The organism is Thiocystis violascens DSM 198, from assembly GCF_000227745.2.
Taxonomy (GTDB): Bacteria; Pseudomonadota; Gammaproteobacteria; order Chromatiales; family Chromatiaceae; genus Chromatium; species Chromatium violascens.
The window spans coordinates 3,524,956-3,548,138 of sequence record NC_018012.1 but is presented as its reverse complement, the minus strand read 5'-3'; the positions used below and the strand labels follow the sequence as shown (position 1 = coordinate 3,548,138).

Sequence of the window (23,183 nt, the reverse complement as noted above, 5' to 3'; positions counted from 1 at the left end):
ACAAGTCGGCGGTCCCAGGGGACGGTTGCGACGGATTGGTGGTCAGGCCGGGTTCGCGGCCAGCCGGCGCTCGATGGACTGCCGCGAGGCACGGATATGCCGACGCATCAGCCACTCGGCCAGCTCGCCATCGCGCTCGGCGATGGCTTCGACGACCTGCCCGTGTTCCTTTAGCGCCTCGCGCGCCCGGTCGCTTTTCATCCCGAACTGACAGCGGTACATCCGCGCCAGGTGGTAGAGATCGTTACAGAGAATGTCGATCAGTCGGCGGTTGCCGCTGCCCTGGACGATCCGGAAATGGAAATCCAGATCCCCTTCCTGCTGAAAGTAGGTCTGCCAGTCGTCGCGGGCGACCTCGCGCCGGTGGCGTTCCAGCAAAGCCTGAAGTGCGGCGATCTCCGCGTCGGACATGCGTTCCGCCGCGAGTCGCGCGGCCATGCCTTCGAGCGCCTCGCGGATGACATAGATCTCCAGCAGTTGATCGCTGGAGAGCGTGATCACGCGCGCCCCCACGTTCGGCTTGCGCTCCACCAGATTGGTCGCTTCCAGCCGTCGCATGGCCTCGCGCAGCGGGCCGCGGCTGATGCCGTAACGGGCCGCCAGGACGGGCTCGCTGATCTTGCCGCCGGGCGGAATCTCGCCCGCCACGATGGCTTGGCGAAGCTGGTCGAAGACCCGGTCGGCGATGGTTGAGCAGGCTTCTTCGGAATCAGCTTCGGCTGGACTCGGCGTCATTTATTGTCGACAATATAGTGAAATTTAAGCGCAATAATAGATGATAATTTTATAAAAGCAATAAATTGTCGACAATATTACTGCCGCTGTGGCAAGTCCTGGCGTTTGCCGGATGGTTCCTCGCGGTTCCCGCCGATCCTTATTTATATGCGGCCGTCAGCAATTCACAGTATATGAAGGGAGCCGAAAGATTCAGGGTTCAGGGCTCACCACGAACGGTTTCAGGCGAAGCTCGTCAAGTGTCTGGACAGTCGGTCAACTAGGCAGCCGGGCAGCCGGTCGGCCGGTCAGCCAAACGTTGACACTGGTGGCGAATTCATTCGGCCAGTTCACCCCGCGCCCTGAAGCGCGGCAAACCGCGAACAGCGGGTTGGCGCGATGGGGGTTCCACCCAACCACTCCCCGACTCGAATCAGGTTGATGGCCACGGCCGTGACGAGGTGTTGCAGATGGGTTTTTGCCTCCCCGATGTAGCGACACTGTCGCAGGCCACTGCGTCGGATGGCTTGCTCATGGGTGCTTTCCACACCCGCATGGGCCGCGTACTGCTGACGAAACGCCTCGGTGGCCTGCTCCTTACGCCGTCCCTGTAACACCTCATACTGCTCGCGCGAGGATAAGGCAATGATGCGCGGCTCCTTTTTCGCTCGCGTGCACTGAGCGCGATGGGCGCACGGCGTACAATCTTTGGCCGAGAACCGCGCCTCCACGCTGATCCCAGGCACCGTCGTCTTTGGCAACCAAGAGGCTCTGTTTCCCGACTGGGCACGTCACGACGTGGCGCTCCCAATCAACGTGAAAATGGGCCTTGTCAAAACCCTCTCCCGCCCGGGTTTGCCAACTCGGGTCATCGGCCACGGGGCCGACGACGGCGACGTGATACTCCCGTTGACTGTCCAGCAACACCTGAGCGGAGGTATAGCCTTTGTCGACCAGGTGCTCGCTCGGGAGCCACTGACGCGGCGCGAGCGAGGCATGGACGACCTCAAGCATATTGTCATCAGGCGTCGTCGCCGGAGTCGTCTCGACATTGACGATCAGGTGCGGCCTGACCGCCTCGCAGGTTTCGGTCAAGTGAACTTTGTAGCCCACCCACTCGACGCTACGCTTGGTGCTGTAGCGCGCGTCTGGATCGTAGGGTGAGCTGATCATCGCCGCTGGAGGAGGCATGTCCTCGACCGCCCGCCAGACCAATTGGCCGTTGCGCTCGACATACTGCTGGTCCAAACCTTGCGTAGGGTCTGGATAGATGGAATCTTTTCCAGCCATGCCTGCTCGGGGTCGGACTCGATGGCCTTGAGAAGCAACTGTCCGTCGGCTCCGATGGTGGCCGCTAAGGTCTGGCGGGCCTCATCAGCCTTCGGTAAGTGATAGTTCTCGATGCGGTGACTGTAGCGCTCGTACCAAGTCGGCGGCGCCAAGGACTGCAACCACTCGGGCACGACCACACCCAGGCTGTTCAAGGCTGCACGTAGCGTTTCACCAACACGCTCCAGGCGATTGAGGTCGCGCACGGCGGCCAGCACATGGGTCGAATCCGTCCGTTGGCGACCACCGGCTTTGAGTAAGCCCTGCTCCTGCAATTGCTGGAGGAGATCATCGAGCAAGCGCGGCGCGGCCTGCTTCTTCACCAGACGCGCTCGGAATTCGCTTAACACCGTGTGATCGAAGCCCGGATCGGTCAGTTCCAGCCCAAGCAGGTACTTCCAGTCGAGGCGACTGCGCACGGCGTCGGCGGCCGCCCGGTCCGACAGATCCTCGATAAACTGCAAGATCGTCACCCAGGCCAAGCGGCCGGGGGCTTCGGCGGGTTGACCGCGGCGCGGGAAGAGATCGGCAAAGCGCTCATCGGCGTAGAGCGCTCCAACGTGCTCGGCCAACTGTAAACACAGGGTGCCGTGCGGAAAGGCCGCGAGCGCGACGCGACGGGGCTCGGACGGAATCTCAAAGGCGGTGCGCAGTTGCAGCGACATGGGTCGTCTCCGAAGCGGTGGCGGCAAGCCGTCTAGCCTGCATGAGACCGTGGACCGCGCAACCCGGAGGAATGCTGCGACGGCAGCCGCCTGGGCATGGAAACGAATTCGCCACCAGTGTCAACGTTCGTAGGATTTCCCGTTCGTCCTGAACGTGTCGAAGGGCGGACGGGAAATCCGGGCCTCGGAGCGTGAAGCCGTTCATGGTTCGACCCTTCGGCTCCGCTCAGGACTCACCACGAACGGCTTCAGGGACACCAATGCTCATCCAGTTCCGTTCAAACTGAGAGCCTGCTCGATATCCTGCAACGCTTCATGCACCTGGAGGTGAAGGAAAAGCAGGCAAGACCGAGCGGGGCGCGCGGACGGTCCGCCGGGAGACGCTGATCTTTCCGCGCTATCACCAGCTCGACGGGGTGCGCGCGCTCGTTCGGCATGCCGTGGCGCATGGCGCCGGTCACAACTATCTGGTCCAGCATTCGGCGGGCTCGGGTAAGTCGAACACCATCGCCTGGCTGGCGCATCGACTGGCCACCCTGCACGGCGACCAGGATGAAAAGGTCTTCCATTCGGTCGTGGTAGTGACGGATCGGCGCGTGCTGGATCAGCAGTTGCAGAACACCATCTATCAGTTCGAGCACAAGACCGGGGTGGTCGAGAAGATCGACGAGGATACCCGGCAACTCGCCCGCGCGCTCTCGCTTGCAGCAGATGACCGAGGGCTCGATCGATCTGAGTCAGGGGGAGACCTATCCGCTCAAGGGGCCGACGGATGTCGGGACCGGCGTCCGTGACGATCCGGTTCCCTTGTCGACGCTCGTGGACAAGCTCAACGTGCGTTTCGGGACCGATTTCAACGCGGCGGATCAGCTTTGAGCAGACTCGCGCCAGCCCGGAGTTCAACGAAAAAATCCTGGACGCCGCTCGGGCGAATACCCTCGACAATTTTTCGGCGTATTTCGGGAGGATGCTCGATGAACTGTTCATCGAGCGCATGGAAGGGAACGAGGAGATTTTTTCGCGGGTGATGGGCGACCGGGAATTTCGTGTGATTGCTCAGGCGCATCTCGCACGCGCGATCTTCGGGCGTGCGAATGGCCGAGAGTCAGCCGCCAGCGCAGGTCCATCGGAGACTTAGGCGAATTCTGCCGACAATCTATTTATCAATGCGGCGACCCCGTTCTTTGTGAAACTTTATAACCTTTACCGACACCAAGGCTGCCGGCACTTCCGCTTTGTCACCGTTTTGTCCGGGATCGATCTGGGCGCCATTTTTTTATTCTTACTCAGAGGGTGTAGACAAAATCAAACCGTTGTGGTCAACCGCCGCAGCAGGATGCGCGCCTCCGCCAGCCAAACCCAGGTTTCGGAGACCGCTGGCAGACGGTCATGATGCATGATCAATCGACGGGCACGCTCATTCCACGCATGGGTGCGCTCGACAACCCAGCGCTTCGGCAGCGGAACGAAGCCGTCGGCGTTGGCGATCACCACTCGGTCAGGCGCCCCGTCCACGTGCCAGGAGCCAACGCTTTTGTTGGCTGGATGGCGCACGACTTCCACGCGGATCGCGTGGGTCTGCTCGGTGGTTTGGGCAAATTGACCGGCGTAGGCGCTATCGACAAACAGCGTGTTGATCTGGGGGTACTTGGCGGCCGCGTCAGCGACGGCGCCCGAGGCGGCATCGCGGTCCTGAAGATTGGCCGCGACCACGCTCACCGCCAACACGAACCCCAAGGTATCGACCACCAGGCTGCGCTTGCGCCCCTTGACCTGCTTGCCCGCATCAAAGCCGCTCGGTCCACCCTGCGGCGAGCCGCGGGTCGATTGCGCATCCAGCACCGCCGCCGTCGGCGCGATCTCACGCCCCTCGCGTTCGCGCCATTGCCCCCGCAGTCGATCATGCATCTGCTCAAACTTCCCAGCCGCACTCCAACGGCGAAACGTCTTGTAGACATTCTGCCAAGGCGCGAAATCGTGCGGCAGCATCCGCCACGCGCACCCCGTGCGCACCACGTAGCAACACGCCTCCAGGATGCTCCGGCGCGACACGCGGGGCGGTTGACCCCGCCCGCCCGGCATCTCAAAGAGAGCGGCGACCAAGTCCCACTCCGCATCGGTCAGACAACTTGGGTAGCTTTGGTCGGGGTCGTGGCGACGATGCGCATCCGTATACCCATACCGACGCGGCGTTGCGCGCGCTTGCGCCTCGAGACCACTCTCGCCCCGGAGGCGCGTGACGCCCGCCTCCCGCAAGGACTTGCGAATCGTTGCTTCATGAGCCTCGATTCCCGTCCGTGCCGCGAGTTCCCGGGCAATCTCTGACAGCGTGGAGGTCGGGCGATCCGTGACAATTTGACGCAATACCGCTTGCTCCGCCTCGTGAATCTTGGGGGGACGACCAGCTTTCGACATCAGCGCACACCAGCTCAGTTGTAGACTGGTATACAAATAGCAGCTCAATTATTTTTGTCTACACCCTCTCAGGAAGAACATCCCATGTCCGAAAGACCGACTTCCAGCGGCTCCGCCGTTCCAAGCAAGCGCCTCAGCCGTCTCTGGCATCTGGGCCGGGCAACCGGCGATCTGGCCGCGGGGATCGGGGTCAAGGGTCTGATCGACCTGGCGCGCAATCGCGGCGGCGCGCAATCCTCGCGCATCCAGCTTTCTCCCGAACACACCCGGCGTTTTACCGACCGGCTCGCGCGTATGCGCGGGGCGGTGATGAAGATGGGTCAGCTCATGTCGATGGATGGCTCCGACATCTTTACCCCGGAGGCCGCCGAGATCATGAGCGCGCTGCGCGACCGCGCCGAGCCCATGCCCCTGAGCCAACTCGCGAAGGTGCTGGAGGGCGAATATGGCGCGGGTTGGGACAAGCGTTTCAAGCGCTTCGACTTCACGCCCATCGCCTCCGCTTCTATCGGGCAGGTGCATCGGGCCGAGACGCGGGACGGCCGACAGCTCGCGCTCAAGATCCAGTTTCCCGGCGTGCGCGAGAGTATCGACAGCGATATCGACAACCTGACCTTTCTTGGCCGGACGCTTGGGATGGCGCCGACGGGGATGGACATCGCGCCCTTTCTCGACGAGGCGCGTCGGCAGCTCCACCGCGAGGCGGACTATGTCGCCGAGGCCGATTCGCTGGATGCCTATCGGGCGATGGTGGGCGAGGACGCGGATTTCTTCGTCCCCCGCGTCCACCGCGATTTCTCGACCATCAACATTCTTGCGATGGATTTCGCCGAGGGCGCGCCGCTCGACCGGCTGGCGGAGCCTACCTATCGACGCGCCGAGCGTGACCGCGCGGCGACCCTGCTCATGCGTCTGTCATTGCGTGAGCTGTTCGAGTTCGGTCTGGTCCAGACCGATCCGAATTTCGCCAACTATCTCTATGACGCGGCGAACGGGCGTATCGTGCTGCTGGATTTCGGCGCCACGCAGACCGTCGCGTCCGCGCTCGTCGACGAGTTCCGGCGACTCGCCCAGGCCGCGATCCGAGATGATCGTCCGGCCATGCGCGCGGCCTCGGTCGCGCTCGGCTACATGGGCGAGGACGATCCCCGCGAGCATGTCGACGCCATGATCGAGATGCTCTGTCTGTCCGCGGAGCCGCTGCGCGAACCCGGCCATTACGATTTTGGCGCGTCCGATCTGTTCGAGCGGGTCTATCGGCGGGGTCGGGAGATGTTCCATTCGGGCGTCTTCAGCACCGCGCCCGCGCCGGAGACGATGTTTCTGCATCGTAAGTTCATGGGCTCGTTCATGCTGTCGCGCCGGCTGCGGGCACGGGTCGATCTGGCCACGATCGTGCGGGAGTGTCTTGGGACCAGTACGTGAGTGCAAAACCTGGGACCGCCGACATGTTGTCGGCCCTGGGGTAGTCGACATGTTGTCGACGACATCGAGAATCGCGGCTCGGCCTCGGCCTGACTTGACGCTCGGAGATCCGCTCGCGACAATGCTCCGCTTTCGCGAATGGTGCGCTGGGCAAAACATCGGATCAATAGATGAGGCGAGATTCTGAAACCGGGCGGATGGAGCGCGACAGCGATACCTCCCCGCCGCGGCCCCCGCTCGCCGATGCGGTGCACGCGACTCCTGAATCCGATGGGCGGCGGGAACTCCCAGGCGCCGCGGCCTCGACCCCGCTGGTCAAGATCCGTGGACTGAGTTTTCGGCGTGGCGACAGGCTGATTTTCGACAACCTGAATCTCGATATCCGCCGGGGTTCGGTCACCGCCGTCATGGGGCCGAGCGGAAGCGGCAAGACCACCCTGCTCAAGCTGATCACCGGCCAGATCCACCCGGATGCCGGACGCGTCGAAGTGGACGGCGAGGATGTCCATCGGCTCGACAAAGCCGGACTGTACCGGCTGCGCCGGCGCATGGGCATGCTGTTTCAAAGCGGGGCGCTCCTGACCGACCTCACGGTGTTCGAGAACGTCGCCTATCCGCTGCGCGAGCATACCGACCTCTCGCCTTCGCTGCTGCGCAAACTGGTTCTGCTCAAGCTGGAGGCCGTGGGTCTGCGCGGCGCGCGGGATCTGCTGCCGAACGAATTGTCCGGCGGCATGGCGCGGCGGGTAGCGCTCGCCCGAGCGATCGCGCTGGATCCGCTGATGATTCTTTACGACGAACCCTTCACGGGTCAGGATCCGATTTCCATGGGGATGCTGGTCGCCCTGATTCGTCAACTGAACGACGCCGCCGGTCTGACCAGCATTCTGGTCTCCCACGACGTGCGCGAGACCGCGAGTATCGCCGATGATCTGTATGTCATCGCCGAGGGACGGATCATTGCACACGGGACGCCGGCGGAGATCGCGGCGGATCGTTCGGCCTGGGTCCGCCAGTTCATGGACGGCTTGCCGGATGGGCCGATGCATTTTCACTACCCGGCGCCCCCGCTGGAAGCGGATTTTCGCACCCGAGGAGCGCGCTGATGCGACTCGATAGCCTGGCGCGTCTCGGACGCGTTGGATTGGGCGCGCTGGAGCGGCTGGGACGGGCGCATCTGCTGCTCGTCAGTATCGTCCTGGGCGTCGGTGAGATTCTGCGCCGCCCCGGGCTGCTGTGGGCGCAGATCTTCAATATCGGCGTGCTCTCGCTGCTGATCGTCGGCGTCTCGGGTCTGTTCGTCGGCATGGTGCTGGGATTGCAGGGCTATTATGTGCTGGCCCAGTTCGGCGCGGAACAGAGTCTGGGGGTCATGGTCGCGACCTCGCTGGTCCGCGAACTGGGACCGGTGGTCACCGCGCTGCTGGTCGCCGGACGCGCGGGCTCGGCGCTGACCGCCGAGATCGGGCTAATGAAAGCAACCGAGCAGTTGTCCGGTCTGGAAATGATGGCGGTGGATCCCATTCGGCGCATCCTGACCCCGCGCTTTTTCGGCGGCGTGCTGGCCATGCCCCTGCTGGCGGCGATCTTCAGCGCGGTCGGCGTGATGGGCGGTTATTTCGTGGGGGTCGGGCTGCTGGGGGTCGACGATGGCGCCTTCTGGAGCCAGATGCAGTCCAAGGTCGATTTCGAGGAAGATGTGATCAACGGCGTTGTCAAGAGCCTGGTGTTCGGTGTCGTCGTCACCTGGATCGCCTTGTTCCAGGGTTACGATAGCGCGCCGACCGCCGAGGGCGTGAGCCGCGCGACGACACGTTCGGTGGTGCATGCGGCACTGGTGGTACTGGGAGTCGATTTCGTGTTGACGGCATTGATGTTCGGAGACTGAGCGCATGGGCAAGCAACACCGGATCGAGGTCATGGTCGGCGCCTTTATGGTGATCGGCTTTCTCGCGCTGTTTTTTCTGGCGATGCGGGTCAGCAATCTGAGCCTGGATACCAATGCCGAGGGCTACCGCCTGAGCGCCCGTTTCGCGAATGTGGGCAGCCTCAAGGTCCGCTCGCCAGTGACCATGGCCGGGGTGCGGATTGGGCGGATCGAAGAGGTGCGCTTCGACAAGACGACCTACGAGGCGGTCGTCACCTTCAGAATCGACGCGGGGATCGATACCATCCCGGAGGACACCTTCGCGAACGTCTTCACCTCCGGCCTGCTCGGCGAGCAATATATCGGGCTGGAGCCGGGCGGCAGTCAGGAGTATCTGCGCGATGGCGACGAAATCGCCAATACGCAGTCGGCGCTGGTCCTCGAACAGATGATCGGGCAATTTCTTTTCAAAAAAGCCGGAGAAAGCGGCGGATGATTCAACGACGTCATTTTCTGATCTTCGCACTCTGCCTCCTGCCCCTGGCCTGGAGCGGAAACATCCTCGCCGCGCAGGACGAGGCAACCGCCCTAGTCCAGCGCACGGCGGAGCGGATGCTCAAAACGCTGGAGGCGCGCCGCGGCGAGGTGGAGCGCAATCCGTCCCTGATCTATGGGATGGTCGAAACCACCGTGGCCCCGCATTTCGATTTCGAGCGGATCACCCAGGGCGCGCTGGGACAATCCTGGCGCCAGGCCACGCCCGAGCAGCAGCGCCAACTCGTCAACGGCTTCAAGCAAGTGCTGATCCGCACCTATGCGCGCTCGCTCCTGAGCTATTCCGGCGAGGAGATTCGCTACCTGCCGGTCAAGCCCGGCAGCCGGCCATCCACCGTCACCGTCTCGACCGAGGTGCGCGAGCCGGGCGCGACCCCAATCCCGGTTGACTACCGGATGCACAACAGCGGCGGCGGCTGGAAGGTTTACGATGTCGTGATCAACAACGCCAGTCTGGTGGGCAACTACCGTAGCAATTTCGCCAACGAGATCCGTCAGGTCGGGATCGACGGGCTGGTCGCGAAGTTGAGCGACATGAATACTCAGGGGCGGGATTGAACCCGTCTCCCCTCACTCCCTGTGGCCCCGGCCGCTGGTGTCTGTCCGGTGCGCTCGACTTCAGTACCGTCACCGGACTGGCCAGCGAGGCGGGCACCTTATTCCGGGATCAGGCCGCGTTGGGGCTTGCGCACATGGAGATCGACCTGTCCGACCTGGATGCCTCCAACAGCGCGGGTTTGGCGCTGCTGCTCGAATGGGTGGAGATGGCCCGCGAGCGCGGCATTCGTCTGACCTATCGCCAACTCCCGGACTCGCTGAGCCGGATCGCGACCTTCTCGAACCTCCAGAGCATTTTGCCGCTTGAAGAGATAAACCGCGTCAGCAACGACCTGTGACGCCGGTTCCGACCGTGGCGTCAACGATGCCGAGCATGCTCGACGCGGATTGACGCTGTGTTTCCCTTCTCCAATTCACTGCCATTTTTCCGGTTTCACCAAATCATTCATGGATAAACTTCTGATCAGCGGCGGCCCCGCCTTGCAGGGCGAGGTGCGCGCCTCGGGCGCCAAGAACGCCGCCCTCCCGATCCTGGCCGCCACCCTGCTGGCCGAGGCACCGGTCACGCTCACGAATATTCCGCGCCTGCGCGATATTGCCACGACCCTGGCGCTGCTGGGTCGGATGGGCGCCCGCTTGACGCGCGACGGCGACGAAGTGCGGGCGGAACCCTCCGCGCTCACCAGTTGTGTCGCGCCCTACGAGCTGGTGAAAACCATGCGCGCCTCGATCCTGGTGCTGGGTCCGCTGGTCGCCCGCTACGGTCGCGCGGACGTGTCGCTGCCTGGCGGCTGCGCCATCGGCGCGCGTCCGGTCAACCTCCATCTCGACGGACTGCGTGCCATGGGCGCCGAGGTGACCGTCGAGAGCGGCTATATCCGGGCGCGGGCCGCGCGGTTGCAAGGCGCTCGTCTGGTGATGGAGATGGTGTCCGTTACCGGCACCGAGAATCTGATGATGGCGGCGACCCTGGCTCAAGGCGAGACGCTGATCGAAAACGCCGCGCGCGAACCCGAGGTGGTCGATCTCGCGGACTTTCTGAATGCGCTGGGCGCACGCATCGAGGGCGCCGGCACCGATCTGATCCGCATCCAGGGCGTCGAACGACTTGGCGGCGCATGCTATCGGGTGATGCCCGATCGCATCGAGACCGGCACCTTTCTAGTTGGGGCGGCCATGACCGGCGGTCGGATTCGAGTGCTGGACACGCGCCCGGAGTGTCTGGACGCGGTCCTGCAGAAACTGCGCGAGGCCGGCGCCGAGATCGCGATCGGGCCGGACTGGATCGAACTCGACATGCAGGGACGGCGTCCGCGCGCGGTGGATATCCATACCGCGCCGCATCCGGCCTTCCCGACCGACATGCAGGCCCAGTTCTGCGCGCTCAACAGCATCGCCGAGGGCGTCGGAACGGTCACCGAGGCGATCTTCGAGAACCGTTTCATGCATGTCCCGGAGTTGCAGCGCATGGGCGCCGATATCCGGGTCGAGGGCAATGTCGCCATCTGTCGCGGGGTCGAAGGTCTCACCGCCGCGCCGGTCATGGCCACCGATCTGCGCGCCTCCGCCGGTCTGGTGCTGGCGGGTCTGGTCGCCTCCGGCGAGACCCTGATCGACCGCATCTATCATCTGGATCGCGGCTATGACAACATCGAATCCAAACTTCTCGCCCTGGGCGCGCGCATCCAGCGCGTCGCCGGGGAAAGCCGGATCGCGACGCCATGAATCTGAACGCCCCCCTGACCATCGCGCTCTCCAAGGGCCGCATCCTCGAACAGACCCTACCGCTGCTGGCGCATGCCGGCATCGCGCCGCTTGAGGATCCCGAAACCAGCCGCAAGTTGATCCTCGGAACCAGCAATCCACAGGTCAAATTCGTCATCATCCGCGCCAGCGACGTGCCGACCTACGTCCAATATGGCGCGGCGGATCTCGGCGTCTCGGGCAAAGACGTGCTCTTGGAACATGGCGGCGAGGGGCTTTACGAACCGCTGGATCTGGGGATCGCCCGTTGTCGCTTGATGGTGGCCGGACTCCCGGATACCCCGGTGCCAACCTCTCGACGACTGCGAATCGCCACCAAATATGTCCACAGCGCGGAACGCTATTTCGCCGCCAAGGGTCAACAGGTGGAAATCATCAAGCTCTACGGCTCGATGGAACTCGCCCCACTGGTCGGTCTGGCCGACCTGATCGTCGATCTGGTCGAGAGCGGCAACACGCTCAAGGCGAACGGACTGGTCGCGCTGGAACACATCGCCGACATCAGCTCACGTTTGGTGGTCAACAAGGCGTCCTGGAAGATGAAACACGAGTCCGTGAGCGCCCTGCTGGAATCGTTACGCGAGGCCGTTGGCAAGTGAGTCACACCATGGCACCCACCTATGAAGACATCCTGACGCTGTTCCGCGAAGTCGCGGAATCGCAGAAAGAGACCGAGCGGAAATTCCGGGAGACCGATCTGAAGTTTCAGGAAACCGACAGGAAGATCCAGGAAACCGATCGGTTGATCAAGGAACTCAGCCGAACCTTCGGCGGCTGGAGCAACCGGCTGGGCGAATTCGTCGAGGAAATGGTGCGGCCGGCGGTCGTGCGACTGTTTCGCAGTCGCGGGCTGGAGGTGCATCAGGTGATGCGCGACGTGACGGCCATCAACGACGACGGCACTGAAGGCATCGAGGTCGATCTGCTGATCACCAACGTGGAGACCGCGATCGGCGTGGAATGCAAAAGTCGCCTGACCCTGGAGGACGTGCAGGAGCATCTCGCGCGGCTGGAAAAATTCAAGCGACTCTTTCCTCAGTACGCGGGCTATCGGCTGATGGGCGCGGTGGCGGCGATGGTGCTGCCCGACGAGGTGGCCCGCTTTGCCTATCGACAGGGCTTGTTCGTGCTGGCGCAAAGCGGGGATGCGATCCTCATCCGCAATGACGATCGGTTCACCCCGAAGGAATGGTAATTCAACCGCGTCGACCGACACCCAAACGCCTGACCTGACAGCGAGTGACATCTCCGTGACCGATATTCAACGTCTCTCCACCTTGGACGCCGATTTTCAACCTCGGCTCGCCGCGCTCCTGGCCTGGGATTCGGTTTCCGACGACCTGGTCCAGCAGACGGTCGCCGAGATCATCCGCGCGATCCGCGCGCGCGGCGACGCGGCGCTGCTCGACTATACCGCCCGCTTCGACCGCTGGACGCCCGCCACGGCCACCGAGCTGGAACTCCCCCGCGCCCGCCTGGCGCAGGCTTGGCAGACCATCCCGACCGATCAACGCGAGGCGCTGGAGTTGGCCGTCGCCCGCATCCGCGCCTATGCCGAGCATCAAAAGCTGGAAAGCTGGAGCTATCGCGAACCGGACGGCACCCTGCTCGGTCAGCAGGTCACGCCGCTCGATCGCGCCGGACTCTATGTCCCCGGCGGCAAGGCGGCCTATCCTTCGTCGGTGCTGATGAACGCCATCCCGGCCAAGGTCGCGGGCGTCGGCGAACTCATCATGGTGGTGCCGACCCCCGACGGCGAACTCAACGAACTGGTGCTGGCCGCCGCCCACATCGCCGGCGTCGATCGCGCCTTCGCCATCGGCGGCGCGCAGGCGGTCGCCGCGCTCGCCTATGGCACCGAGACGATCCCCGGCGTGGACAAGATCGTCGGTCCCGGCAACATCTATGTCGCCACCGCCAAGCGCGCCGTCTACGGCCAGGTCGGCATCGACATGATCGCCGGCCCCTCCGAGATCCTGGTGGTCTGCGACGGCGCGACCGATCCGGACTGGATCGCGATGGACCTCTTCTCCCAGGCCGAGCACGACGAGGACGCCCAATCCATCCTGCTGAGTTGGGATGGCGGATTCCTGGAGCGTGTCGCCGCCAGCATCGAGCGTCTGCTGCCGACGATGGAGCGTCGGACCATCATCGCCGCCGCCCTGGGCGCGCGTGGCGCGCTGATCCAGGTCCGCGATCTCGACGACGCCATCACCGTCGCCAACGTCATCGCCCCGGAGCATCTCGAACTCTCGGTCGCGGATCCCGAGGCCATCGTCGGGCGCATCCGTCACGCCGGCGCCATCTTCATGGGCCGTTATACCGCCGAGGCGCTGGGCGACTATTGCGCCGGGCCGAACCATGTCCTGCCCACCTCGCGCACCGCCCGCTTCTCCTCGCCGCTGGGCGTCTACGACTTTCAGAAACGCTCCAGCCTGATCATGGCCTCCCGCGCCGGTGCCGCCGAGTTGTCCCGCACCGCTTCCGTGCTGGCGCGGGGCGAGGGACTCACGGCCCATGCGCGTTCGGCCGACTATCGCGGAGAGGCGTCGTGAAGGAATTGATCGATCGGCTGGTTCGCCCCGAGATCCGCGCGCTGAATGCCTACCATGTGCCCGAGGCGGCGGGGCTCATCAAGCTGGACGCGATGGAGAATCCCTACGTCTGGCCGGAGTCGCTCAAGACCGAATGGCTCGACGCACTGCGCGACGTAGCGCTGAATCGCTATCCCGATCCCTCCGGGCGCGCGCTCCAGGAGACGCTGCGCGAGGCGATGGAGATTCCGTCCGACATGGGGCTGCTGCTCGGCAACGGTTCCGACGAGCTGATTCAGATGCTGGCGCTGACGGTCGCCCAACCGGGGAACCCGCTCAGGACAGGCCCTTCGGCTTCGCTCAGGACAGGCATTCTGTCGCTCGATCCCGGTTTCGTCATGTATCGGATGATCGGGCTGTTTGCCGGCATGGACTACGTGGGCGTGCCGCTCCAGGCGGACGATTTCTCGATCGACCTCCCCGCCACGCTCGACGCCATCGCGCGCGCGCAACCCGCCCTGATCTATCTCGCCTATCCCAACAACCCGACCGGCAACCGTTTCGATGCCGACGACATGGTGCGGATCATCGAGGCGGCACCCGGTCTGGTGATCGTCGACGAGGCGTATTCACCTTTCACCGATTCCAGCTTCCTGGGTCTGCTGGGCGACTGGCCGAATCTGCTGGTGATGCGCACCGTCTCCAAGATGGGGCTCGCCGGTCTGCGACTCGGCTATCTGGTCGGCCCGCCCGCCTGGCTTCAAGAGATCGACAAGGTTCGGCTGCCCTACAACGTCAACGTCCTGACCCAGGCATCCGCAACCTTCGCGCTGAGACACAAAGCAGTGATGGACGAACAGACCCGCGCCATCCGGATCGAGCGTACCCATCTGTTCGAATCACTGACTCGGATCGAGTGTCTTCATGCCTATCCGAGCGAGGCCAATTTCATCCTGGTCAGGGTGCCGGAAGGGCGCGCGGACAGCCTCTTCTCGGGACTTCGGGAACGCGGAATTCTGATCAAGAATTTGCACGGCACACACCCGCTGCTGCGGGATTGCCTGCGCATCACGGTCGGACTGCCCGAGGAAAATGCCGCCTTGATGGCGGCGTTGACAGATCTTCTGTAAACCTCGAAAAACCGCGCCCAGAGCGAGAGAGTGAGTTCGACGTTTGGCGCATGGTCCCTGGCGGGGATGCGGTTTAACGCGTTTTCGCCCCTGACGATGACTGGAAATAATAACTGAGCTTGTCCGAGAGGTTGAGGTATTCCAACTGATCCTGGCTCAGGTCGGATTGGCACAGACTCTCGCGGATACCGACATCTTCCTCCGCGAGATTCAGCACCAGCGATTCCTCCTTGGGAATATCCGGCGAGTAGAGCAGGACATTCGGTTTCAACAGATCGGCCGCGTTGAGCGAGATCACCAGCGCAATCCGCTCGTCATTCAGTCTGACCACGGTGCCGGGCGGATAGACGCCAAGATTGGTGATGAAGGTGGTCAGCACCTTGGGGTCATAACAGGCGCGTTCTTTTGAATACATGCGCGAGATGGCCTGGTGAGGGGATAGCCCGCGCTCCGCCCCAAGCCCGTTGCACAGATTGTCATAGCGGTTGACGACCGTCACGATACGGGTCAGCAGACCGATGTCCGCCGCGCGCAGCCCCCCGGGAAAGCCGCTGCCGTCCTGGTGCTCGTGATGCTTGGCGATGACCTCGACCACGCCCGGAGGCAAGGTGCCGATCGCGCGCGCGATCTCGGTACCATAGCGGGTATGCTGTTCGTAAAGCAGACGTTCCGGCCGCGTCAATTCGCCCTTTTTATGCAGGATCTGGTAGGGAACCTTCTGATGGCCCAGATCGTGAAAGAGCGCGCCGAGCCCGAGCTGACGCAGTTGAGCACTCTCCAGGTTCAGCTTCTGACCGACCACCAGCGCCAGCGCGATGACATTGATGGCGTGAAAATAGCTGTTCTCGTCCTGGTGCTTGAGATTGACCAGTTGGACCGTGGTCTCTTGGTCGTCGGTGAGATCCTCGACCATCCCCACGACCAGACCCTGGGCCTCCTCGACCGCCTGCATCGGGGAAGCGCGTAGATTGGCCATGAGTTTGCGCACCGAGCCAACCGACTGGGTGTAGCGTTTAGCGCATTGATTGAGACGGGTACGGCGCTCTTTCAGTACCCGGATACGCTGCTGTTTTTCCTCCCAAAGCGCGGCGGCCGGATCACCCCCGACCGCGTCCGTCGGGGCTGGCGGGGGTTCGGGCGGCGGATCGGCGGCCGACGACGGGGCGTCGCTACGCGCGGGATCGATGCGTATCTGCTCGATCCCGAGCGAGCGCAAGACATCCAGTTGCTTCTGGGTGCGGATCTTGAAGCTGCTCGTCACGAAGGGATGACTCATCCAGGGCAGGTCGAGATGGATGAACAAACCGATCCTCAGTTGGCTTGTATCGACGGTTTCTTTACTCACATCACGCACCCAAATCGCCGCGGTTCGATTATCCCGATACCAAGCGGTTGAGCCGCAAAGAACGCAACCGCACCAGGTTGCAACGGAAACCCGTTACACTCGTTCAAAAAAGGCCAAGAATAAGTCATTCGGACCCTTTCCGCTTGATTCTCGGCTTGACGACTTGTAGCGTGCATGGCTTGGACGTGTCCAAGTCCACTTAAATCCAGGCCCTCCGACGCACCCGAGACCGATTGCAGTGACTGACTATAAACATACCCTGAACCTCCCCAACACCGGCTTTGCGATGAAGGCGAATCTGGCTCAGCGCGAGCCCGAGATGCTCAAGCGCTGGGAGTCGCTGGATCTCTACGCCCGTATCCGCGCCGCGCGCGCGGGCGCCGCGACCTTCATCCTGCATGACGGCCCACCCTATGCCAATGGCGACATCCACATCGGTCACGCGGTCAACAAGGTGCTGAAGGACATCATCGTCAAGTCGCGCACGCTCGACGGACTGGACGCGCCCTATGTGCCGGGCTGGGACTGCCACGGCCTGCCGATCGAGCTTCAGGTCGAGAAGAAAAAGGGCAAGCCCGGAAACAAGATCAGCGCCGCTGAGTTCCGCGTCGCCTGCCGCGAGTATGCCGCGAAGCAGGTCGATGGCCAGCGCGGCGACTTCAAGCGTCTGGGTGTCCTTGGCGATTGGGAGCGGCCCTATCTGACCATGGATTTCGGTTTCGAGGCCGGAATCATCCGCGCGCTCGGCAAGATCATCGCCAACGGTCATCTCCAGAAGGGCGAAAAACCGGTGCACTGGTGCATCGACTGCGGCTCGGCCCTGGCCGAGGCCGAAGTGGAATACGCCGACAAGCAGTCGATCGCCATCGACGTGCGCTTTCCGGTCGCCGAACCCGAGGCGCTCGAAGCCCGCTGTCATGCCAGCCCCACCGGTTGCGGCGAGGGTCCGGTGTCGGTCGTCATCTGGACCACGACGCCCTGGACCCTGCCCGCCAATCAGGCGGTGGCGCTGAACGCCGATCTCGACTATGTCGTCGTCGAGGCCGTCTCGGCGCACGGGAAAGAGCGTCTGATCGTCGCCGAGGGTCTGCTCAAGGACACCATGGACCGCTGGGGCATCGAGCACTATCGGGTGCTGGGCGACGGGCGCGGCATCGAGTTTGAGGGCCTGATGCTCAGGCATCCTTTTTATGATCGCGAGGTGCCGGTCATCGTCGGCGAGCATGTCACGCTCGATGCCGGTACCGGCGCCGTACATACCGCGCCCGGTCATGGCCTGGAGGATTACATCGTCGGTCAGCGCTACGGGCTGTCGGTCGACAATCCGGTCGGCGGGGACGGGCGCTTTTTGCCTGGTACCGAGCTGTTCGCGAGCGAGAACGTTTTTCAGGCCAACGAGCATGTGATCGAGGTGCTCAAGGCCAAGGGCGCGCTGCTGCTGGAGACCCGCTTCACCCACAGCTATCCGCACTGCTGGCGCCACAAGACCCCGATCATCTTCCGCGCCACGCCCCAGTGGTTCATCAGCATGGACAAGCAGGGACTGCGCGAGACCGCCCTGCGCGAGATCGACAACGTCCACTGGATGCCGGACTGGGGCCAGAGCCGGATCGAGGGCATGGTGCGCGGACGCCCGGACTGGTGCATCTCGCGTCAGCGTACCTGGGGCGTACCCATCGCGCTCTTCGTCCACAAGGAGACCGCCGCGCTGCATCCGCGGACCGGCGAGTTGCTCGAACTGGTCGCCAAGCGGGTCGAGAAGCACGGCATCGAAGCCTGGTTCGAGCTTCATCCGAGGGATCTGCTGGGCGACGAGGAAGGCGCGCGCTACGACAAGGTCCACGACACCCTGGATGTCTGGTTCGACTCGGGCGTCACCCATGCCTGCGTGCTGGAGCATCGGGAGGGGCTACGCGCGCCGGCGGATCTCTATCTGGAAGGCTCTGACCAGCATCGCGGCTGGTTTCAGTCCTCGCTCATGACCTCGGTCGCCATGCACGGCCACGCGCCCTATCGGCAGGTGCTCACCCACGGTTTCACCGTCGATGCCCGGGGCGAGAAGATGTCCAAGTCGAAGGGAAACGTGGTCAGCCCTCAAAGCGTCATGAAAACGCTCGGCGCCGACATCATCCGGCTGTGGGTCGCGGCGACCGATTACCGCACCGAGATGAATGTCAGCGACGAGATCCTCAAGCGCACCGCCGATGCCTACCGGCGCATCCGCAACACCGCGCGCTTCCTGCTCGCCAATCTGAACGGCTTCGACCCGGCCATCCATACGGTCGCGCCGGGCGACATGCTGGCGCTCGACCGCTGGGCGGTCGACCGGGCCGAGCAGCTTCAGCGGGAGTTCAGCGACGCTTATCGCGACTATCAGTTCCATCTGATCGTGCAGAAGGTCCAGCAGTTTTGCGTGGTCGACATGGGCGGCTTCTATCTGGATGTCATCAAGGATCGCCAGTACACCACCCAGGCCGACAGCCTGGCGCGGCGCTCCTGTCAGACCGCCATGTATCGCATCGTCGAGGCCATGAGCCGCTGGCTGGCACCGATTCTCAGCTTCACCGCCGACGAGATCTGGCGCGAGATTCCGGGCGAACGCGACGAGACCGTTTTTACCGCGACCTGGTATGAAGGACTCTTCGCGCTGGAAGACGGCGACGCCATGGATCGCGGATTCTGGGACCGCGTGATCGCCACGCGCATGGCCGTCGGACCCGCGCTGGAGACCGCCCGCAAGGCCGGCCAGATCGGCTCCTCGCTCGACGCCGAGCTGGATCTCTATTGTGCGGACGCGCTGCGCGAGACGCTCGAACGGCTCAGGGACGAATTGCGTTTCGCCCTGATCGTTTCCGAGGTTCGGTTGCACGCATTCACCGAGCGCCCCGAGGATGCGGCCGAGACCGACCTGGACGGACTTGCCGTGCGGGTCATCGCGTCCGGTCATCCGAAGTGCGTGCGCTGCTGGCATCATCGCGCGGATGTCGGCAGCCATGCCGAGCACCCGGAACTGTGCGGGCGCTGTGTCGAGAATGTCGCCGGGGCGGGCGAGAACCGGCACTTCGCGTAGGATGGGTAGAACGGCCATGGCACAACGTTAACGATTGGCACGGACGCCGATTGGCCGTGAAACCCATCGAACCCCGCTGAACCATGAGACGCATGACCGACAAAACCACCCTTCATTGACGATGACGCGGCGAATTGGCGGCAACCGTCAGGTCAGTCCTAACGTGCGCGCGGCCGCGTTTAACGCTTCGTCGTTCGTGATCAGACGCGCGCCCTGTCGTTCGGCCAAGGCCAGATACAGCGCATCGTAGGCTGTCAGGCCATGCGCCTCCGCCAAGGCGCAGGTCGATAAAATCAAGTTTTCATGCTCGCAATAACGGATCGGTAGCGACATCATCGCTTGCAGAAGCTCGACCAACTCCAGTGCCGACAGTTCGCCCCGTTGCCGCTTGCGCAGCATGACGTTCGCCGCTTCCGCCAATAACAACTGAGGCGCCAACACCAGATCACCGCCGCTGGCCGCGCGATTGAATGCAGTCTCGACCTCGGGATGCAGCGGACCATCGGGCACAAACAAACGGATCAGGGCCGAGGTATCGACCACCCAGATCATCTTGCACGATCCTGTCGCACGTCTTCCACCGTGTCGCCCAGAGTGCGTCCCTCCAGGCGTGCCCGCCAATCACGGGCTGTCGCCAAGCCAGAGCCGCCGATCAGTCGGATTTCCCGTTCGATCAAGCAGCGCACCTGTTCCTGCATGCTGCGGTGGTTCGCCGCAGCCATTGCCTTCAGGGATTCATAGACATCATCCGGGAGATGACGAATACTCAATGCTTTCATGAATTTTCTTGCCATCAAATTGCATTCATCATGATACTAGCATATCGCTGCGCTGGGCGAGACTGAGCATGATGCGTTTCGCGGCCAGCCATTATCGAGACATGTTGCTGCCCTTCGACCCGAGAAGGGCGGGATCAAGGATTCGTTGGGGTTCGACCCGTTACGAAACCTCATTCAATTTCATTTTGGATTGAGCAAGGGAATCAGGATATATTAAAAATAAAGACTTAAACCGCGTCAGCGCCGGCGTTTGCTGGTCGAGCGCATCAACACCGAGGTGCAAATAACGCCTGCCATGCCGGACGCGGCTTCACAACTCAATGGTGCCCATTTGAAACGCTGGCTCTTACTCTCACTACTCGTCCTGCTCCTGGATCAGGCGACCAAATGGTTGATCCTCTCCACCCTGCAACCCTTCGAGCCGGTCATCCTGTCACCGAACCTCAACCTGACCCTGATGTTCAACGAGGGCGCGGCCTTCAGCTTTCTCTCGGACGCGGGCGGCTGGCAGCGCTGGCTGTTCACCGGGCTCGCGCTGACCGTCAGCGTCGTGCTCACGGTCTGGTTACTGCGGCTCAAGCGTGGCGAGGGCTGGCTAGCGGCCGGTCTGGCGCTGCTGATCGGCGGTGCCATCGGCAATCTGATCGACCGGATCCTGCTCGGTCACGTGGTGGATTTCATCCAGGTCTCTCTGCCCTTTATTCCACTGGATCTGTTCAATCCCTGGCCCGCCTTCAACATCGCCGACAGCGCCATTACCCTAGGCGTCATCATCCTGCTGATCGCGACTCTGATCGCGGACGACACCGCGAACCGTTCGCCGTCTGAAAACGGCGTCTGAAACCAGAACCAACCGGAAGCGCGCAAGCGATTCCGGTATCATGCGCTCCGATCACAGACCACGAAGGTTCACGGCGACCGGCGCCGACCCTGCATGAGAATTGCCATCCTCTCGCGCAATCCCTCGCTGTACTCGACCCGTCGACTGGTGGAGGCCGCGCGCGCGCGCGGACACGAGACCAAGGTCATCGATGTCCTGCGCTGCTACATGAACATCACCTCGCTCGCCCCCTCGATGCACTACAAGGGCGAGGAATTCACAGATTTCGATGCCGTCATCCCGCGCATCGGCGCCTCGGTCACCTTTTACGGCACGGCGGTGCTGCGCCAGTTCGAAATGCTGGGGGTCTATCCGCTGAACGAATCGGTCGCCATCACCCGCGCCCGCGACAAACTGCGCTCGCTGCAACTGCTGTCGCGCAAGGGGATTGGGCTGCCCATCACCGGCTTCGCCCACGCCCCGGACGACGTGGAGGATCTGATCAAGATGGTCGGCGGCGCGCCGCTGGTCATCAAGCTGCTGGAAGGCACCCAGGGCATCGGCGTGGTGCTGGCCGAGACCCAGAAGGCCGCCGAGAGCGTCATCGAAGCCTTCATGGGCCTCAAGGTCAACATCCTGGTGCAGGAATACATTAAGGAGGCCAATGGCTCGGACATCCGTTGTTTCGTCATCGGCGACAAGGTGGTCGCGACCATGAAACGCCAGGCCAAGGAGGGCGAGTTCCGGTCTAACCTGCACCGCGGCGGCAGCGCCTCGCTGATCCGCATCACCCCGGAGGAACGCTCGACCGCGACCCGCGCGGCCCGCATCATGGGGCTCAACGTGGCGGGCGTGGACATTCTGCGTTCCAATCATGGCCCGGTGGTGATGGAGGTCAATTCGTCGCCGGGACTCGAAGGGATCGAGACGGCGACCGGCAAGGATGTCGCGGGCATGATCGTCGGCTTCATCGAAAAGAACGCCGCGCTCGGCAAGACGCGCACGCGCGGTCAGGGCTAGCGATCCCAGAATGAGGTTGACTCGCTGGCACTCCGCGACGGTTTCATGACAAGATCGGGGCGATGTCTTTCCGGTCGCTTCATGTTCTGGACGTCTCACGATGACCCCTGCCCCGCTTGTCATCGCCGGTCGCCGCGTGCAACCCGGCGAGCGCGCCCGCGTCGATATCCCGCTGCCCAGCCTTTACACCCAGACGCCAGTTCTCATGCCGGTGCATGTCCTGCAGGGGCGACGCCCTGGACCGCGGCTGTTCGTCACCGCCTCGATCCATGGCGACGAAATCAACGGGGTCGAAATCATCCGGCGTCTGCTGCTTCAAAAATCCTTGCAGCGACTGTCCGGCACCCTGCTGGCCGTGCCCGTGGTCAACGTCTATGGCTATGTGCGCCAATCCCGCTACCTGCCGGATCGGCGCGACCTGAACCGAAGCTTCCCCGGTTCCGACAAAGGCTCCCTGGCCGCGCGCCTGGCGGCGACCCTGATTGGCGAGGTCGTGGAAGGCTCGACCCATGGGATCGATCTGCACACCGGCGCGCTGCATCGCGAGAACCTGCCGCAGATCCGAGTGACGCTCGATGCCGATGTCCGCATGCCGGCACTCGCCAACGCCTTCGGGACGCCGGTGATCCTGGACGCCGAGGTTCGACCCGGCTCGTTGCGCGCGGCGGCGATCGAGCGCGCCATCCCGCTGCTGTTGTACGAGGGCGGCGAGGCATTGCGGTTCGACGAGTTCGCGGTGCGCGCCGGGTTGCGCGGCATTTTGGGGGTGATGTGCCATCTGGGGATGATCCGCGACCACGCGAGCCGCAAAACGCACGAACCGAAACCGGTGGTGGCCCGTTCCTGCCTCTGGATTCGCGCCGACCGCAGCGGCGTGCTGCTCTCCCTGACACCGCTCGGCGCCTGTGTCAAAAAAGGCGATACGCTGGGGATCATCACCGATCCCTTCCGTCACGCGGACGCGTCGGTGCTCGCGCCCACCAGCGGCATCGTCATCGGGCGCACCAATCTACCCCTGGTCACCGAGGGCGAAGGGATCTACCACATCGCCCGTTATGGCATGCTGGAGGCGACGGTCGAGCGGCTGGAACAATATCGCGACTCGCTGGATCCGGATGACGAAGAGAGCGAAGAGATTCTCTGAACCGGCATCCCGAACGACGTACTATAGCGGTCTTCGCACAGAAGCTGCC

The 23,183-nt window shown here is 63.3% G+C and carries 21 protein-coding genes and 2 pseudogenes; 17 read left to right on the top strand and 6 right to left on the bottom strand.

Going from position 1 to position 23,183, the window contains the following annotated elements:
- Nucleotides 1-42 precede the first annotated feature (42 nt).
- Together THIVI_RS15705 and THIVI_RS15700 are read right to left on the bottom strand one after the other, a co-directional pair.
- A complete protein-coding gene (locus tag THIVI_RS15705) occupies nt 43-735 on the bottom strand; it encodes a GntR family transcriptional regulator (protein WP_014779526.1) in 693 nt (230 codons plus the stop codon).
- A 329-nt stretch (nt 736-1,064) separates the two neighbouring features.
- Nucleotides 1,065-2,708 (bottom strand): annotated as a pseudogene (locus THIVI_RS15700) (IS1182 family transposase).
- A 285-nt stretch (nt 2,709-2,993) separates the two neighbouring features.
- Between THIVI_RS15700 and THIVI_RS23865 the strand changes: the two are divergent.
- Nucleotides 2,994-3,409 (top strand): annotated as a pseudogene (locus tag THIVI_RS23865) (DEAD/DEAH box helicase family protein); the annotation flags it as partial.
- A gap of 89 nt (nt 3,410-3,498) precedes the next feature.
- Nucleotides 3,499-3,846 (top strand): hypothetical protein, encoded by a 348-nt coding sequence (locus tag THIVI_RS25130; protein WP_169315553.1) that lies wholly within the window; start codon nt 3,499-3,501, stop codon nt 3,844-3,846.
- Between the two features lie 167 nt (nt 3,847-4,013).
- On the opposite strand, the gene THIVI_RS15690 is transcribed toward THIVI_RS25130, so the two are convergent.
- Entirely contained in the window at nt 4,014-5,123 is a 1,110-nt protein-coding gene (locus THIVI_RS15690; RefSeq protein ID WP_041447215.1) for an IS5 family transposase, read from the bottom strand.
- A gap of 84 nt (nt 5,124-5,207) precedes the next feature.
- Between THIVI_RS15690 and THIVI_RS15685 the strand changes: the two genes are divergently transcribed.
- From THIVI_RS15685 to hisC, 11 genes are all read left to right on the top strand, one after another.
- On the top strand, nt 5,208-6,548 hold the full coding sequence (locus THIVI_RS15685; RefSeq protein WP_014779525.1) for an ABC1 kinase family protein: 1,341 nt from the start codon (nt 5,208-5,210) through the stop codon (nt 6,546-6,548).
- Between the two features lie 170 nt (nt 6,549-6,718).
- Nucleotides 6,719-7,654 (top strand): ABC transporter ATP-binding protein, encoded by a 936-nt coding sequence (locus THIVI_RS15680; RefSeq protein ID WP_014779524.1) that lies wholly within the window; start codon nt 6,719-6,721, stop codon nt 7,652-7,654.
- Nucleotides 7,654-8,436: a lipid asymmetry maintenance ABC transporter permease subunit MlaE gene (mlaE, locus tag THIVI_RS15675; protein ID WP_014779523.1), complete on the top strand. Its 783-nt coding sequence runs from the start codon at nt 7,654-7,656 to the stop codon at nt 8,434-8,436. Before THIVI_RS15680 ends, mlaE begins: the two co-directional genes overlap by 1 nt.
- A gap of 4 nt (nt 8,437-8,440) precedes the next feature.
- On the top strand, nt 8,441-8,911 hold the full coding sequence (mlaD, locus tag THIVI_RS15670; RefSeq protein WP_014779522.1) for an outer membrane lipid asymmetry maintenance protein MlaD: 471 nt from the start codon (nt 8,441-8,443) through the stop codon (nt 8,909-8,911).
- Nucleotides 8,908-9,528, top strand: a complete 621-nt coding sequence (locus tag THIVI_RS15665; protein ID WP_014779521.1) for an MlaC/ttg2D family ABC transporter substrate-binding protein — start codon at nt 8,908-8,910, stop codon at nt 9,526-9,528. The genes mlaD and THIVI_RS15665 overlap by 4 nt, the downstream gene beginning before the upstream one ends.
- On the top strand, nt 9,525-9,866 hold the full coding sequence (locus tag THIVI_RS15660) for an STAS domain-containing protein (RefSeq protein WP_014779520.1): 342 nt from the start codon (nt 9,525-9,527) through the stop codon (nt 9,864-9,866). The genes THIVI_RS15665 and THIVI_RS15660 overlap by 4 nt, the downstream gene beginning before the upstream one ends.
- Nucleotides 9,867-9,975: 109 nt before the next feature.
- Entirely contained in the window at nt 9,976-11,253 is a 1,278-nt protein-coding gene (gene murA / locus THIVI_RS15655) for a UDP-N-acetylglucosamine 1-carboxyvinyltransferase (RefSeq protein WP_014779519.1), read from the top strand.
- Nucleotides 11,250-11,891 carry an ATP phosphoribosyltransferase gene (hisG, locus tag THIVI_RS15650; RefSeq protein ID WP_014779518.1) on the top strand — a complete coding sequence of 214 codons (642 nt, stop codon included), beginning with the start codon at nt 11,250-11,252 and terminating at the stop codon, nt 11,889-11,891. Before murA ends, hisG begins: the two co-directional genes overlap by 4 nt.
- Nucleotides 11,892-11,899: 8 nt before the next feature.
- Nucleotides 11,900-12,487, top strand: a complete 588-nt coding sequence (locus THIVI_RS15645) for a DUF3782 domain-containing protein (RefSeq protein WP_014779517.1) — start codon at nt 11,900-11,902, stop codon at nt 12,485-12,487.
- 55 nt (nt 12,488-12,542) lie between these two features.
- Nucleotides 12,543-13,847, top strand: coding sequence for a histidinol dehydrogenase (gene hisD, locus THIVI_RS15640; RefSeq protein WP_014779516.1), 1,305 nt, complete (start codon nt 12,543-12,545; stop codon nt 13,845-13,847).
- On the top strand, nt 13,844-14,956 hold the full coding sequence (hisC, locus tag THIVI_RS15635; protein WP_014779515.1) for a histidinol-phosphate transaminase: 1,113 nt from the start codon (nt 13,844-13,846) through the stop codon (nt 14,954-14,956). Before hisD ends, hisC begins: the two co-directional genes overlap by 4 nt.
- A gap of 73 nt (nt 14,957-15,029) precedes the next feature.
- Here hisC and THIVI_RS15630 read toward each other — a convergent pair whose 3' ends face one another.
- Nucleotides 15,030-16,301, bottom strand: coding sequence for a cyclic di-GMP phosphodiesterase (locus THIVI_RS15630; protein ID WP_014779514.1), 1,272 nt, complete (start codon nt 16,299-16,301; stop codon nt 15,030-15,032).
- A 238-nt stretch (nt 16,302-16,539) separates the two neighbouring features.
- On the opposite strand from THIVI_RS15630, the gene ileS reads away from it, so the two are divergent.
- The gene (gene ileS / locus THIVI_RS15625) at nt 16,540-19,371 is read left to right on the top strand and encodes an isoleucine--tRNA ligase (protein ID WP_014779513.1); all 2,832 of its coding nucleotides are present in this window, start codon (nt 16,540-16,542) and stop codon (nt 19,369-19,371) included.
- Nucleotides 19,372-19,518: 147 nt separating this feature from the next.
- On the opposite strand, the gene THIVI_RS22910 is transcribed toward ileS, so the two are convergent.
- Entirely contained in the window at nt 19,519-19,923 is a 405-nt protein-coding gene (locus tag THIVI_RS22910; protein ID WP_014779512.1) for a type II toxin-antitoxin system VapC family toxin, read from the bottom strand.
- Nucleotides 19,920-20,150, bottom strand: coding sequence for a FitA-like ribbon-helix-helix domain-containing protein (locus THIVI_RS15615; protein ID WP_041447052.1), 231 nt, complete (start codon nt 20,148-20,150; stop codon nt 19,920-19,922). Before THIVI_RS15615 ends, THIVI_RS22910 begins: the two co-directional genes overlap by 4 nt.
- Nucleotides 20,151-20,481: 331 nt before the next feature.
- On the opposite strand from THIVI_RS15615, the gene lspA reads away from it, so the two are divergent.
- The 3 genes from lspA to THIVI_RS15600 all read left to right on the top strand — a co-directional run bounded on the left by lspA (nt 20,482) and on the right by THIVI_RS15600 (nt 23,134).
- On the top strand, nt 20,482-20,991 hold the full coding sequence (lspA, locus tag THIVI_RS15610; protein ID WP_041447658.1) for a signal peptidase II: 510 nt from the start codon (nt 20,482-20,484) through the stop codon (nt 20,989-20,991).
- Between the two features lie 93 nt (nt 20,992-21,084).
- Nucleotides 21,085-21,990: a 30S ribosomal protein S6--L-glutamate ligase gene (rimK, locus tag THIVI_RS15605; protein ID WP_014779509.1), complete on the top strand. Its 906-nt coding sequence runs from the start codon at nt 21,085-21,087 to the stop codon at nt 21,988-21,990.
- 100 nt (nt 21,991-22,090) lie between these two features.
- Entirely contained in the window at nt 22,091-23,134 is a 1,044-nt protein-coding gene (locus tag THIVI_RS15600) for a succinylglutamate desuccinylase/aspartoacylase family protein (RefSeq protein WP_014779508.1), read from the top strand.
- The last annotated feature ends 49 nt before the right edge of the window (nt 23,135-23,183 follow it).